Here is a 14,590-nt window from a genome sequence, read left to right on the forward strand (position 1 = left end):
GAAACGACAGTGGCACAAAAAGACTACGTGAGCCGGGGACGTTCATCAGGAACGCGTCGGAAAACGACAAATAGCCGGAAAAAAAGCAACGCTTCAGGCGCATCCAAAACGATGGTCGCACTCGCTGTTGCCGTTTTGGTCACCTTCGCAGGCGGTCTGTATTTTATCGCCCATAATAAACCCGACGATTCACCCGTCCTGCCGCATCAGAATGCGGGCAAAGGTAACGGGCTGCCACCCAAGCCGGAAGAACGCTGGCGTTACATCAAAGAACTGGAAAACCGTCAGTTGGGCGTCACGACACCAACGGAGCCTTCCGCAGGTGGCGAGATTCAGTCACCAGTGCAGTTGACGGACGAACAGCGCCAGCTGCTGGAGCAGATGCAATCTGATATGCGCCGTCAGCCAACGCAGCTTTCCGAAGTGCCGTATAACGACCAGACACAGGTTCCGCGCTCTCAGGTGACGATTAAGCCACCGACCCAATCGATGCAGCAGCCGCCTGTCGTAACGACGCAGCCCACCACGCGGGCGCCTGTAGTCACGCAAACGGCGCCTGTGGTACCAAGACAAGACATTCCAAGACAAGAAGCACCAAAACAGGAAGCGCCGAAGCAGCAGCCGGTTAAACAGCCTGAAGCGCCAAAAGCCGAGAAAGTCCAACGCTGGGCGATTCAGTGTGGCTCCTTCAAAACCATGGACCCTGCCGAATCAGTGAGAGCACAGCTGGCGTTTGCCGGTATCGAAAGCCGCATCACCTCTAACGGCGGCTGGAACCGTATTATGCTCGGGCCTTATAACAACCGTGCTGCCGCAGATAGCATGCTCCAACGTCTTAAAGGCGCGGGCGCATCAAACTGTATTCCTCTTGCCAGCGGGGGTTGAAAAACCCCACGCTTTCCCCCATCTATAAAATCAATGTGCCCCGGATCATACGGGGATCTTTTTCTTCAAACGGGGACTGACTCGTGACAACAATTGTAAGCGTACGCCGCAACGGCCGGGTGGTCATTGGCGGTGATGGACAAGCCACACTGGGCAATACCGTGATGAAAGGCAACGTGCGTAAAGTGCGTCGCCTCTACCATGACCGCGTCATCGCCGGTTTCGCAGGCGGCACGGCGGATGCCTTCACCCTTTTTGAGCTTTTTGAGCGCAAGTTGGAATTGCACCAGGGTCATCTGGTGAAAGCGGCCGTCGAGCTGGCGAAAGACTGGCGTACCGACCGTATGCTACGCAAACTGGAAGCCCTGTTAGCCGTTGCTGACGAAAATGCTTCGCTGATTATTACCGGTAATGGTGATGTCGTGCAGCCTGAAAACGATCTGATCGCGATTGGTTCTGGCGGTCCTTATGCACAGGCTGCCGCGCGTGCTTTACTGGAAAACACCGAGCTGGGTGCGCGTGATATCGTCGAGAAATCTCTGGGGATTGCTGGCGACATCTGTATCTACACCAATCAGTTCCACACGATAGAAGAATTAGCCTCCAAGGCGTAAGGATCAACTATGTCTGAAATGACCCCGCGCGAGATAGTCAGCGAGCTCGACAGCTACATCATCGGCCAGCATAAAGCGAAACGTGCCGTTTCCATCGCGCTGCGTAACCGCTGGCGCCGCATGCAGTTGGACGAAGCACTTCGTCATGAAGTAACGCCTAAAAATATTCTCATGATCGGCCCAACTGGCGTCGGTAAAACCGAAATCGCTCGTCGTCTGGCGAAGCTCGCCAATGCGCCGTTCATCAAAGTGGAAGCGACCAAATTCACCGAAGTCGGTTATGTCGGTAAAGAAGTTGACTCCATCATCCGCGATCTGACAGATTCTGCGATCAAAATGGTGCGCCATCAGTCGATTGAAAAAAATCGCTTCCGTGCGGAAGAGATGGCAGAAGACCGTATTCTGGACGTGTTGATTCCCCCCGCGAAAAACAACTGGGGACAGGCCGAAAGCACGCAGGAGCCATCGGCGACGCGTCAGGCATTCCGCAAGAAACTGCGTGAAGGCCAGTTGGACGACAAAGAGATCGAGATCGATCTGGCTGCCTCCCCTGTTGGCGTAGAGATCATGGCTCCTCCAGGCATGGAAGAGATGACCAACCAGCTCCAGTCCATGTTCCAGAATCTGGCAGGACAGAAGCAGAAAGCCCGTAAGGTCAAAATCAAAGACGCCTTCAAGCTGCTGATAGAAGAAGAAGCCGCCAAGCTGGTGAACCCGGAAGAGCTGAAACAGCAGGCGATTGAAGCTGTTGAACAGCACGGTATCGTGTTCATCGATGAGATCGACAAAATCTGTAAGCGTGGTGAAAGCTCCGGCCCGGATGTTTCCCGTGAAGGCGTTCAGCGCGACCTGCTGCCGCTGGTCGAAGGCTGCACCGTGTCCACCAAGCACGGCATGGTCAAAACCGACCACATCCTGTTTATCGCGTCCGGTGCGTTCCAGGTTGCCAGCCCATCCGATCTGATTCCAGAATTGCAGGGGCGTCTGCCGATTCGCGTAGAGTTGCAGGCGCTGACCACAGAAGATTTCGAGCGCATTCTGACGGAACCTAGCGCCTCGCTGACCGAGCAGTACAAAGCGCTAATGGCGACGGAAGGCGTGAATATTTCGTTCACCGCTGATGGTATCCGCCGTATTGCCGAAGCCGCCTGGCAGGTCAACGAAAGCACCGAGAATATCGGCGCGCGCCGTTTGCATACCGTGATGGAGCGTCTGATCGAAGACGTCTCTTACGACGCCAGCGAAATGAACGGTCAAAGCGTTACCATTGACGCAGATTACGTACGTAATCATCTGGATGAATTAGTAGCAGATGAAGATCTGAGTCGATTTATCTTATAATCCGTTTTCGCGGATCGCACGATTAACGATAAAGTGGGAGGCGTTGGCCTCCCACTTTTGTTTCTGACGCCGCCATCACTGACTTTTCTTGTTTATAAACGGATGATTCATACAAGTGAATCGTCAATAAAATTGAAGCACACCATGACCTTATCGACCCATAGCAGCAAAACCAAAGCCTGGCTGGATAGCCTGCGTCCAAAGACGTTGCCATTAGCTTTTGCGTCCATCGTCACTGGCTCGGCGATCGCGAGCTGGCATAGCAGCTTTAAACCGGGCGTAGCATTACTGGCGTTGTTAACCGCCGGACTGCTGCAAATCCTTTCCAATCTGGCGAACGACTATGGGGATGCGATAAAAGGCAGCGATACCGAGGAACGCATCGGGCCGTTGCGCGGCATCCAGACCGGGGCGATTACGCTGACGCAGTTGCGCAATGCGCTGATGGTGACCGTAGCGCTCACGATCATTTCCGGCGTGAGTCTGGTGATTCTGGCGTGTGAAAAGCCAGCGGATATCTTTGGTTTCCTGATTCTGGGGTTGCTGGCGATTTTCGCCGCGATCACCTATACCGTCGGTAATAAACCCTATGGCTACATCGGGCTCGGCGATATCTCGGTGCTGATCTTTTTCGGCTGGCTCAGCGTCGCAGGGTCGTATTACCTGCAAACCGGCCATTTCGACAGCGTCGTGATGCTGCCAGCGACAGCCTGCGGTCTATTGGCGACGGCGGTGCTCAACATCAACAACCTGCGTGATATCGATAACGATCGCATCAGCGGAAAGAACACGTTGGCGGTGCGTCTTGGTGCGGAAAAAGCGCGCTTCTACCACACGATGCTGCTGTTGCTGGCACCGGTTTGCCTCGGTCTGTTTGCGACGTTTTATCTGCACAGCCTAGCGGGCTGGCTCTTTATTCTGGCGCTTCCGTTGCTGATTCAGCAGGCACGCTATGTGCTGCGTGAAACCAGCGCATTCAGTATGCGTCCGATGCTGGAAAAAACGGTGAAAGGCGCGCTGCTGACCAACATTCTGTTCGCCGTTGGCGTGATATTGAGTTAGTGCGGGTAAAGTGAGCGCAGGCGAAAAGCGGTGCGTATTTACTGATACGCATCAAGTTAACATTTGATGATTTTGCCAACAGCCGCCAGAAAGGGATATACTCATGATTCCGGCGGCAAACAGACGTTAATCCTATGAAATACGATACTTCCGAACTGTGCGATATCTACCACGAAGAGGTGAATGTTGTTGAGCCTCTGTTCTCTAATTTTGGCGGGCGTACTTCATTTGGTGGCAAAATCACCACGGTGAAATGTTTTGAAGATAACGGCCTGCTGTTCGATCTCCTTGAAGAGAACGGCCTCGGGCGCGTGCTTCTGATCGATGGCGGGGGCTCCGTGCGCCGCGCGTTGATCAACGCGGAAATCGCCCGGTTGGCGACGCAAAACGAGTGGGAAGGCATTGTCGTTTATGGCGCGGTGCGTCAGGTTGACGATTTGGCTGAGCTGGATATCGGTATTCAGGCGATGGCAGCGATTCCTGTCGGTGCAGGTAGCGAAGGCATCGGCGAGAGCGATATTCGCGTCAACTTCGGTGGCGTCACCTTCTTCTCCGGTGACCATCTGTATGCCGATAATACTGGTATTATTTTGGCGGAAGACCCGCTGGATATTGAATAATATCGTTGAATTGTCGGGGATTGATGGCGTCGAGCGATGATAATGGGTAGATCGTAAAGACGCGGTAAATACATCCCTGTACGCTCGAGCCGCGCCATCTCTGGCGCGGACGCTTTACTCTTCTATCCCATTATCACCGTTCTACTTCAGTGAAACGGGCTTCTCAGGCTGTCAAAAGTTCTATTAGACTTCTTCCATTTTGCCTAACAGCGCGCGCAGGCGCTCTTGCCATACCACTTGCTCTTCTTTCAATTGCTCGTTCTCGCGCACCAGCGCTTCACGTGAACCCGCTGCCGCCTGAACATCCTGCGACAGCGCGTTGTTCTGCTCTTTCAGCTCTTCAATTTCCATTTGCAACAGCGTGATGGTATCAATCGCCTGCTGAACTTTCGCTTCCAGCTTTTCAAACACTTCAAATGACATTCTTCAAACCCCTTTTAATCGCAACAAGGCAAAGATCGGTTAACGCTGGTTTTCGAACTCTGTAACCAACACCCAACGGTGTCGCCATCCGCCCGTAAGCATAATCCTGACCGCGGGACGGCTGACAAGACAGACCATAGCGAAATTGTATGTAGCCAACCGCCACCTGTCTAGCGCACATCCCCCACTACGCGAGTGTGGCAGCTTTTCTTATGTAACACTATCAGTACAAACTGAAAAACAGGCAGTACAAACTGAAAAACGGACAGTACAAACTGAAAAACGGACAGCCGAAACGGAAAAATGAGCGGCGTAAACTGAAAACGACTCCTGTTCGCTTCCCCATTACTCCTATAGACCCCAAATAATTCAAGTTGTAGGAAGGCGGCAATCGCACGACAAATCGGTTCCAGACCGATTTGAACAGCGCTAGCGCTGGCCCGAAGGGTGGGCCTCATTTATGAGGCTCATTAATCCCCAGGAGCTTACACCAGTAAGTGACTGGGGTGAGTAAGGGAAGCCAACGCATCTACAGCTTGAAGTATGACGGGAAGTGTTAATAAATTTAACCTGAGCGTTACTATCAACCATGGGCAAAAAACCACCGCGAGTCATTTTATAAGCGAATACGCTCATTTTCTTGACGCACAACACACATTTTAATTTCGATATTTCTCGTTTTCGAGCATTAACGATAAATTCACATCATAAATACATTTAAAACAGAGGATGCCCCCAACGGTATCCTTAGACCTACCACTCTGTACGTTACCCAGCAGGAAAAAAATATGAGCCAAGCAGAACGTTCAACGCTAAAAGGCCAGTGCATCGCCGAGTTTCTCGGCACTGGCCTGCTGATTTTCTTCGGTGTCGGCTGCGTCGCCGCCTTGAAACTGGCGGGAGCCAGCTTCGGACAGTGGGAAATCAGCATCATTTGGGGTTTAGGGGTTGCGATGGCAATCTACCTGACCGCCGCTATTTCCGGCGCTCACCTCAATCCGGCCGTCACTATCGCCCTGTGGCTGTTTGCCTGCTTCGATGGACGTAAGGTCGTGCCTTACATTCTGGCGCAGATTGCAGGGGCCTTTTGTGCCGCCGCACTGGTCTATGGTCTGTATCACAATCTGTTCGTGGATTTTGAACAAACCAACAATATGGTGCGCGGCAGCACGGAAAGCCTGAGTTTAGCGGGTATTTTCTCAACCTATCCGAATCCGCACATTTCTGTCATGCAGGCACTGCTGGTTGAGACCGTCATCACCGCCATCCTGATGTGTCTGATTCTGGCGCTGACCGATGATGGTAACGGCATCCCACGCGGGCCACTTGCTCCCCTGCTGATCGGTATTTTGATTGCCGTTATTGGTGCGTCCATGGGGCCGTTGACCGGCTTCGCCCTTAACCCGGCGCGTGACTTTGGTCCTAAGCTGTTCGCTTTCCTGGCGGGCTGGGGCAACGTAGCCTTCACCGGTGCACGCGACATTCCTTACTTCCTGGTTCCCATCTTCGGCCCCATTATCGGTGCCTGTCTGGGTGCCTTCGGCTATCGCGCACTGATTGGCCGCAATCTGCCATGCGATGTGTGTGAACCCGAGGCAGAAACTACCCCCCGTCGTGAAAGCCGTTAAACTTAACGTCACGACCATCCTATTTCACGGTTAATCATTACAGGATTGGATTTATGAACCCGGAAAAAAAATACATTGTCGCAATCGACCAGGGCACAACCAGCTCCCGCGCCGTCGTACTGGATCACGATGCCAATATCGTTAGCGTCTCGCAGCGTGAATTCACCCAAATCTATCCAAAAGCAGGTTGGGTAGAACACGACCCAATGGAGATTTGGGCATCACAAAGCTCAACGCTGGTCGAAGTACTGGCTAAAGCTGATATCAACGCGGATGAAGTCGCGGGCATTGGTATCACCAACCAGCGTGAAACCACCGTCGTATGGGAAAAAGAGAGCGGTAAGCCGATTTATAACGCCATTGTCTGGCAGTGTCGTCGTACCGCTGAAATCTGCGAAAAGCTGAAGAAAGACGGTCTGGAAGAGTATGTTCGCAACACCACCGGGCTGGTGGTCGATCCCTACTTCTCCGGCACCAAGGTGAAATGGATTTTGGATCACGTTGAAGGCTCCCGTGAACGCGCCAAACGCGGCGAACTGCTGTTTGGTACCATCGATACCTGGCTGATTTGGAAAATGACGCAAGGGCGTGTTCACGTAACGGATTACACCAACGCCTCCCGCACCATGCTGTTTAACATTCATACGCTGGAATGGGATACCCGCATGCTGGAAGCGCTGGATATCCCGCGCGAAATGCTGCCGGAAGTGCGCGCGTCTTCAGAAATCTACGGCCAAACCAACATTGGCGGTAAAGGCGGCACGCGTATTCCTATCGCCGGTATCGCGGGTGACCAGCAGGCAGCGCTGTACGGCCAGCTCTGCGTTCATCCGGGTATGGCGAAAAACACCTACGGCACGGGCTGCTTCCTGCTGATGAATACGGGTAAAGAAGCGGTACTGTCCAAACACGGACTGCTGACCACCATCGCCTGTGGCCCACGCGGCGAAGTTAACTACGCACTGGAAGGCTCGGTGTTCGTCGGTGGCGCATCCATCCAATGGCTGCGTGACGAGCTGAAGCTGATCGGCGACTCAATGGACTCCGAATACTTCGCGACGAAAGTGAAGGATTCTAACGGCGTCTATGTCGTCCCTGCCTTCACCGGTTTGGGTGCCCCTTACTGGGACCCGTATGCCCGTGGCGCGATCTTCGGTCTGACCCGTGGCGTGAATGCTAATCACATCATCCGCGCAACGCTGGAATCGATTGCCTTCCAGACCCGCGACGTACTGGATGCCATGCAGGCGGACGCCAATACACGCCTGAAAGCGCTGCGTGTCGACGGTGGCGCGGTTGCCAACAACTTCCTGATGCAGTTCCAGTCCGATATTCTCGGTACGCGCGTGGAACGTCCAGAAGTGCGTGAATCCACGGCGCTGGGTGCTGCGTTCCTGGCTGGCCTTGCTACTGGCTTCTGGAACGATCTGGATGAAGTGAAAAGCAAAGCGACTATCGAGCGGGAATTCCGCCCCAGCATCGAAACGGTAGAACGCAACGTTCGCTACAGCGGCTGGCAGAAAGCCGTGGCCCGTGCCCGTAGCTGGGAAGATCACGACGCCTAATCCATTCACTAATCCATCAACAACGGGCGCGCTTGTCGCGCCCGTTTTTTCATCTCGCTCAACCGCCCCTCCCCCGTTGTGATAAAATCCTCGCCCACATCTCTTCTTTTCCCGATCGACAACAGACAGGTATTTATGAAACGTGAATTAGCCATTGAGTTCTCACGCGTCACCGAAGCAGCCGCGCTGGCAGGCTACAAGTGGTTAGGCCGTGGCGACAAGAATGCCGCCGACAATGCTGCCGTACAGGCGATGCGCATCATGCTGAATCAGGTCAATATCAACGGTCAAATTGTCATCGGCGAAGGGGAAATCGACGAAGCGCCTATGCTGTTCATCGGCGAGCAGGTCGGCACTGGTCAAGGCGATGCCGTAGACATCGCCGTCGATCCGATTGAAGGCACGCGGATGACGGCAATGGGTCAGGCGAATGCGCTGGCCGTGCTGGCCGTAGGCGAAAAAGGCACGTTTTTGCACGCGCCAGACATGTACATGGAAAAGCTGATTGTCGGCCCCGAGGCAAAAGGCGCGATTGACCTCAACCTGTCGCTGGCGGACAACCTGCGCAATGTCGCACTGAAGCTGGGTAAACCGCTGAGCCAGTTAACGGTGACTATACTCGCTAAACCGCGCCACGATGCCTGCATCGCAGAAATGCAGCAGTTGGGCGTGAAGGTGTTCGCGATTCCAGACGGCGACGTCGCCGCATCCATCCTCACCTGCATGCCAGACAGTGAAGTTGACGTGCTGTACGGCATCGGCGGTGCGCCAGAAGGCGTGATTTCAGCGGCCGTTATCCGTGCGCTGGATGGCGATATGCAGGGACGTTTGCTGGCACGTCATCAGGTCAAAGGCGATAGCGCTGAAAACCGCCGCATCGGTGAAGATGAGCTGGCACGCTGCCGACAAATGGGCATTGAAGCCGGTGGCGTCCTCAAGCTTGATGACATGGCGCGCAATGACAACGTGATTTTCTCCGCGACTGGCATCACCAAAGGTGATTTGCTGGACGGGATCGCGCGTAAAGGCAACATGGCTACCACGGAAACGCTGCTGATCCGCGGCAAATCCCGCACGATCCGCCGGATTAAATCAACGCACTACCTGGATCGTAAGGATCGCGCGCTGCACGAATTCCTGCTGTAGCAGGCCACTATCCGACTGACTGATTGTTTCACAGTTGTTAATAAATGGCGTATCGTAGATGCACGACTTACATGCACGAATAGTGGCGTAACTACCCTAAATAATTCGAGTTGCAGGACAAAACGTTATCGTTTTGAACAACGTAAGACGTTGGCCCGCAGGGCGAGGACCATTTATGGGCCTCGTAACGCGGCAATCGCGCGAGTCCCCAGGAGCTTACTCAAGTAAGTGACTGGGGCGAGTAAGGACAAATTGGCTGAGCCAATTTGAACGCCGCTTGCGGCGGCCCCTCAGGGCGAGGCTCAGAGATGAGCCGAGTATTGCCAACGCACATGCAGCTTGAAGTATGACGGGTACAACAGGAGCAGAAAAATATGGCTGAATGGGTGACAGGCAAGGTGGTTCAGGTGGAAAACTGGACAGAAAGTCTGTTTAGCATTCGGGTTCACGCGCCCGCTGATGCATTCACTGCTGGGCAGTATGGCAAACTGGCGTTGGAGATTGATGGCGAGAAAGTGCAGCGCGCTTATTCCTACGTGAATGCGCCTAGCGATCCCACGCTTGAGTTCTATCTGGTGACGGTACCAGAAGGCAAGCTCAGCCCGCATCTGCATGCGCTGCAGCCCGGCTCAGACGTCATGATCGTCAAAGAGGCTGCCGGCTTTTTCGTGCTGGAAGAAGTGCCTGATTGTGAAACGCTGTGGATGCTGGCAACAGGCACGGGCATTGGCCCTTACCTGTCGATTCTTCAGGAAGGCAAGGATCTGGAGCGTTTTAAGAACATCGTACTGGTTCACGCCGCCCGATTCTCACGCGATCTGAGCTACCTGCCGCTGATGCAGCAATTACAGCAGCGCTACCACGGTCAACTGCGTATTCAAACGGTCGTCAGCCGGGAAGAAGAAACGGGCTCGCTGACGGGCCGCATTCCCCAGCTTATCAGCAGCGGTACGCTGGAAGCCGCCGTGGGCTTGCCGATGGATGCAGCAACCAGCCACGTCATGCTGTGCGGTAACCCGCAGATGGTACGCGACACTCAGCTGTTGCTGAAAGAAGAGCGTCAAATGACCAAGCACCTGCGCCGCAGGCCCGGTCATATGACCGCCGAAAACTATTGGTAAACCGCGTTTTATACCAACTAGCGGCGGAAACGAAACGGCTCCGCCGCTGCGCCAAAACGATTTTCCCCTTTTGTCCCCAGAAAAACGCCGCAGTCGAGCAGCGTCATCACGACAATCAGGATCGGCAAAAAGCGGCCAATGCCCCACTGCCAGATGGACGAGAACATCGTCCAATTCCCCGAGACCAGCATCCACGCCACCACTAACAACAGCGCCCACCAGCCGCTCTTATTACGGTCGTGCAGCCGTTTCACCATAATCGCCGCCGTCGGCCACAGCAATACCACCAAACCAAACGCCGTCGATTGCGTATCCAGCCAGCTTTGGCCGGATAGCGTAAACAGCACCGCCATCAGCGCGACCCAAATCGCCATCCAAAGCCAGAAATCACGACGACCGACTCGGCCTTTAAACGAGAAGCACCACTGCTGTAATGTCATTAACGATAACGCCCTGAATTGTCAGCCTGTCTGGCCGAATTAATCTGTATTTTATTGTGGCTGATTTTACCTCAACCCGAGTATTTGCCTGCAATCTTTACGCGATTTTTGTCAGCCACGTTCAATTTCTCACAACGACGTACTATTTTTGACAACGACGTACAAATGCCGCTTTAATCGAATGTATTCTGCCGTTATCGGCCTGGACACCTTCTGAAGTGACTGACCCGAATCCCTATGACACGAAAACGCATCGCTTCACTTTTAGTTTTATCATCGCTGGTGCTGTACCAGACTCACGCGGGAGCCGATCCGACGTTTCCGCCCAAAACCTCAGCCAATGCGCAGTATCTGCTGGCTGGTGCCCCCACCTTCGATCAAACCATCACGCAGTTCCGTTCTCGCTACAATCTGAGCAACCCTACGCTGCCGATCGGTGAATTTAGGGTTGTCGATACCAGTAATATCACCAGCATGTTGACCCGCGCAGCCAGCCGGATCAACGACCATCTCTATGCCTCAACCGCGCTGGAGAAAGGCACCGGGAAAATCAAAACGCTGCAAATTACCTGGTTGCCGCAGCCGCAGAGCGAACAGGAAACCGCAGTGCGTCGTAAGCAGGCCATCGACTATATGGCTGCGCTGGCACGCACGTTCGCACCATCACTGACGGAAGAACAGAGTGTGAAAAAAGTCACCGAACTGCTGGGAAAAGGCAAAGGACGGCGCTTTTACCAGCAGACGGAAGGAGCCTTGCGTTATGTTGTTGCAGATGATGGTGAAAAAGGGCTAACTTTTGCTGTTGAACCGATTAAGCTAACGCTATCTGAACCGTGATCAACACGGTAATTAATGACGAAAAACAGAGCCACGGTCACATTTCGTCTCTATACTGTGGGCAGGTTATATTGCCTGACGGCAGTACTTTAATGCATTGATTCATTAACATATTGATTCATTCGCGATTCCGGCTGGAGGAAAAAAGATGCGACATCCATTAGTTATGGGTAACTGGAAGCTGAACGGCAGCACTCACATGGTCAACGAACTGATTGCGGGCCTGCGTAAAGAGCTCAGCACCGTTGACGGCTGTGGTGTAGCGATTGCACCACCTGCTATCTATCTCGATCAGGCTAATCACCAACTGGCTGGCAGCCGCATTGCTCTGGGCGCGCAGAACGTTGACGTGAATCTTTCTGGCGCTTTCACTGGCGAAACGTCTGCCGAGATGCTGAAAGACATCGGCGCGAAATACATCATCATCGGCCACTCTGAGCGCCGCACCTACCACAAAGAAAGCGATGAATTCATTGCGAAGAAATTTGGCGTGCTGAAAGACGCGGGCCTGATTCCGGTGCTGTGCATTGGCGAAACCGAAGCAGAAAACGAAGCGGGCCAGACGGAAGCCGTCTGTGCGCGTCAACTGGACGCTGTGCTGAATACACTGGGCGCGAAAGCGTTTGAAAACACCGTTGTCGCCTACGAACCTGTATGGGCTATCGGTACCGGCAAATCTGCAACTCCAGCACAGGCTCAGGCTGTTCACAAATTCATCCGTGACCATATCGCCAAGCAAGATGCTGCCGTTGCTGAACAAGTGATCATCCAGTACGGCGGTTCTGTGAATGCGGCGAACGCGGCCGAGCTGTTCACCCAGCCGGACATCGATGGCGCGCTGGTTGGCGGTGCATCACTGAAAGCTGACGCCTTTGCTGTCATCGTGAAAGCCGCAGCCGACGCTAAACGCGGCTAAGCTTTTATCGAAAACAGACGGACGAAGGTTCGTCTGATAAAAAGCCGGTTCACGCTATCGCGCCAACCGGCTTTTTTGATCTCATTCAACTGTCAGTACCACTAGATTCACAGTCAGCTTATCTGCCTGTTCCCACACGTTTGACTTCATATTTATTGTAGCTACAATAAATAAATGAAAATCATATTCGACCCGATTAAGAATGAGAGCAATAAGCAAAAACACGGCGTTTACTTGGCCGACGCTAAATATCTTGATTGGGACCGAATGGTTGCCGCATCTGACTCTCTTGGTAACTACAGCGAAGACCGTTACATCGGTATCACTTACGGCCTTGCTTATCTCAACAACCGAATTTATGTCGTAGTATTTACTTACAGCGATGGAGACGACGACGAAATTTACCGCATCATCAGTTTGCGGAAAGCCACTAAAGCGGAGGTGGAAAAATATGCCAAAACTTAAGCAGGGTACTATCCTCCCTACGGATGAGGAAGACCGTAAAATTCAGGAAGCTATTGCACAAGATCCTGATACACGCTCGCTTGAAGGTGAGAACGTGCAGCTTATGCCTTTCAGTAAATTGAAAGCAATGCGCAAACAGGGACGCCCCGTTAAACCTGCACCAAAAGTACAAGTCAGTATTCGATACTCACCAGAAGTTATCGCAGCATTCAAAGCGACTGGTCGCGGTTGGCAAACTCGCATGGATGCCGCGATGGCGGATTGGCTTAAAAACCATTCCCCAAACGACATCAAAATTTGATGCAACGTCTAAAGCCAGCCTTTTAAGCTAATCCTGATGAGATGATCCCCCTGTGAGCAGCATGCTAACAGGGGGAATCATCATGGCTAGCGTGATCGCCAGCCGTCAGAGAATAGGAAACGTTACTTCGCCGCAGGGATTTGCTGCGTAATGCAGTGAATATTTCCCCCGCCCAGCAGGATTTCCCGCGCAGGCACGCCGCTAATCAGGTAGCCAGGGAACATCTGTTGCAGCAGATCGCGTGCAACGTCATCCGTCTTCTCATCCAGCAGCGGGAAAACGACCTGCTGATTGCTGATCAGGAAATTCACATAAGAACCCGCCAGACGGGAACCGGCAAGACGCTCAACGGCATCGCCGCTGTCAACGCCCTGCGCTTCCTCTTTGGTTGCGTACAGTGGGCCGGGTGCAGGCAGCTTCCAGATTTTTAACTCACGCCCTTGCGCATCCCGCGCTGCCGACAGCACCTCATAGGCTGCGACAGAACGTGCATACTGCGGATCGTTTTCATCATCCGTCCAGTGCAGCGCCACTTCACCAGGGCGCACGAAACAGCACATATTATCGATATGCCCGTCGGTTTCGTCGTTATACACGCCTTCTTCCAGCCAGATAACCGTCGAAATATCGAGGTAATCACGCATCAGCTGTTCGATTTCCGCCTTGCTCAAATGCGGGTTACGGTTCGGATTGAGCAAGCATTCCGCCGTGGTCAGCAAGGTGCCTTCACCATCGACATGGATCGACCCACCTTCCAGAATCAGCGGCGCGGCATAGCGTGCGGCCTGATGATAGTCCAGCACCTGTGCCGCCACTTTCTCATCCTGACGCCAGTCTTCATACAGACCGCCCAGTTCGCCGCCCCAGGCGTTGAACTGCCAGTCGATACCCCGACGCTCACCGGCCTGATTCAGCACGATGGTTGGACCGGTATCACGCATCCAGGCGTCGTCACTTTCCATTTCCACCAGCGTGACGTTCACCGGCATCACTTTTTGCGCATCTGCCATGTAGCGTGCAGGCACGCCCATGATCACCGGCGTGTTCTGGGCGATGGCTTCCGCCACGCGCGCGAACGTTTTCTGCGCCGGAACACCCTGCTCGCGCCAGTTGTCGGTACGATACGGCCAAATCATCCACACGGCATCATGCGGTGCCCATTCGGCAGGCATCGCAAAGCCATCCTGCTGCGGCGTAGTGAGATGAGGAGTAGCTAACTGTGACAT

Annotated in this window: 16 protein-coding genes; 13 read left to right on the forward strand and 3 right to left on the reverse strand. The window is 53.6% G+C overall.

From position 1 onward, the window contains the following. Positions 1-9: 9 nt before the first annotated feature. The 5 genes from ftsN to rraA all read left to right on the forward strand — a co-directional run bounded on the left by ftsN (position 10) and on the right by rraA (position 4,522). Positions 10-885, forward strand: coding sequence for a cell division protein FtsN (gene ftsN, locus EIP93_RS21345; protein WP_103943583.1), 876 nt, complete (start codon positions 10-12; stop codon positions 883-885). 83 nt (positions 886-968) lie between these two features. Beyond that, the gene (hslV, locus tag EIP93_RS21350; RefSeq protein WP_039486803.1) at positions 969-1,499 is read left to right on the forward strand and encodes an ATP-dependent protease subunit HslV; all 531 of its coding nucleotides are present in this window, start codon (positions 969-971) and stop codon (positions 1,497-1,499) included. A 9-nt stretch (positions 1,500-1,508) separates the two neighbouring features. Beyond that, complete coding sequence (gene hslU / locus EIP93_RS21355; protein ID WP_039486802.1) at positions 1,509-2,840, forward strand: HslU--HslV peptidase ATPase subunit; 1,332 nt, start codon at positions 1,509-1,511, stop codon at positions 2,838-2,840. A 144-nt stretch (positions 2,841-2,984) separates the two neighbouring features. Next, positions 2,985-3,902, forward strand: coding sequence for a 1,4-dihydroxy-2-naphthoate polyprenyltransferase (locus EIP93_RS21360; protein WP_039486800.1), 918 nt, complete (start codon positions 2,985-2,987; stop codon positions 3,900-3,902). 134 nt (positions 3,903-4,036) lie between these two features. Beyond that, positions 4,037-4,522, forward strand: coding sequence for a ribonuclease E activity regulator RraA (gene rraA / locus EIP93_RS21365; RefSeq protein WP_039486799.1), 486 nt, complete (start codon positions 4,037-4,039; stop codon positions 4,520-4,522). Positions 4,523-4,705: 183 nt separating this feature from the next. Here rraA and zapB read toward each other — a convergent pair whose 3' ends face one another. Then, positions 4,706-4,945 (reverse strand): septal ring assembly protein ZapB, encoded by a 240-nt coding sequence (zapB, locus tag EIP93_RS21370; RefSeq protein WP_010281529.1) that lies wholly within the window; start codon positions 4,943-4,945, stop codon positions 4,706-4,708. Between the two features lie 788 nt (positions 4,946-5,733). On the opposite strand from zapB, the gene EIP93_RS21375 reads away from it, so the two are divergent. The 4 genes from EIP93_RS21375 to fpr all read left to right on the forward strand — a co-directional run bounded on the left by EIP93_RS21375 (position 5,734) and on the right by fpr (position 10,405). Further along, a complete protein-coding gene (locus EIP93_RS21375; protein WP_103862297.1) occupies positions 5,734-6,573 on the forward strand; it encodes an MIP/aquaporin family protein in 840 nt (279 codons plus the stop codon). A 53-nt stretch (positions 6,574-6,626) separates the two neighbouring features. Continuing rightward, entirely contained in the window at positions 6,627-8,138 is a 1,512-nt protein-coding gene (glpK, locus tag EIP93_RS21380; RefSeq protein WP_125233240.1) for a glycerol kinase GlpK, read from the forward strand. 135 nt (positions 8,139-8,273) lie between these two features. Beyond that, positions 8,274-9,284 (forward strand): class II fructose-bisphosphatase, encoded by a 1,011-nt coding sequence (gene glpX / locus EIP93_RS21385; protein ID WP_040032700.1) that lies wholly within the window; start codon positions 8,274-8,276, stop codon positions 9,282-9,284. Positions 9,285-9,658: 374 nt separating this feature from the next. Continuing rightward, complete coding sequence (gene fpr / locus EIP93_RS21390; protein WP_103862298.1) at positions 9,659-10,405, forward strand: ferredoxin--NADP(+) reductase; 747 nt, start codon at positions 9,659-9,661, stop codon at positions 10,403-10,405. Positions 10,406-10,422: 17 nt separating this feature from the next. On the opposite strand, the gene EIP93_RS21395 is transcribed toward fpr, so the two are convergent. After that, entirely contained in the window at positions 10,423-10,845 is a 423-nt protein-coding gene (locus EIP93_RS21395; protein WP_095700925.1) for a DUF805 domain-containing protein, read from the reverse strand. Positions 10,846-11,082: 237 nt separating this feature from the next. On the opposite strand from EIP93_RS21395, the gene EIP93_RS21400 reads away from it, so the two are divergent. From EIP93_RS21400 to EIP93_RS21415, 4 genes are all read left to right on the forward strand, one after another. Further along, positions 11,083-11,682 carry a YiiQ family protein gene (locus EIP93_RS21400; RefSeq protein WP_103862299.1) on the forward strand — a complete coding sequence of 200 codons (600 nt, stop codon included), beginning with the start codon at positions 11,083-11,085 and terminating at the stop codon, positions 11,680-11,682. Between the two features lie 148 nt (positions 11,683-11,830). Further along, positions 11,831-12,598 (forward strand): triose-phosphate isomerase, encoded by a 768-nt coding sequence (gene tpiA / locus EIP93_RS21405; protein WP_012822001.1) that lies wholly within the window; start codon positions 11,831-11,833, stop codon positions 12,596-12,598. 174 nt (positions 12,599-12,772) lie between these two features. Beyond that, positions 12,773-13,063, forward strand: a complete 291-nt coding sequence (locus EIP93_RS21410; protein WP_039474897.1) for a BrnT family toxin — start codon at positions 12,773-12,775, stop codon at positions 13,061-13,063. Continuing rightward, positions 13,050-13,364 carry a BrnA antitoxin family protein gene (locus tag EIP93_RS21415; protein WP_010299332.1) on the forward strand — a complete coding sequence of 105 codons (315 nt, stop codon included), beginning with the start codon at positions 13,050-13,052 and terminating at the stop codon, positions 13,362-13,364. Before EIP93_RS21410 ends, EIP93_RS21415 begins: the two co-directional genes overlap by 14 nt. A 122-nt stretch (positions 13,365-13,486) precedes the next feature. On the opposite strand, the gene aguA is transcribed toward EIP93_RS21415, so the two are convergent. After that, complete coding sequence (aguA, locus tag EIP93_RS21420; protein ID WP_125233241.1) at positions 13,487-14,590, reverse strand: agmatine deiminase; 1,104 nt, start codon at positions 14,588-14,590, stop codon at positions 13,487-13,489.

The organism is Pectobacterium versatile, assembly GCF_003932035.1.
GTDB classification, from domain to species: domain Bacteria; phylum Pseudomonadota; class Gammaproteobacteria; order Enterobacterales; family Enterobacteriaceae; genus Pectobacterium; species Pectobacterium versatile.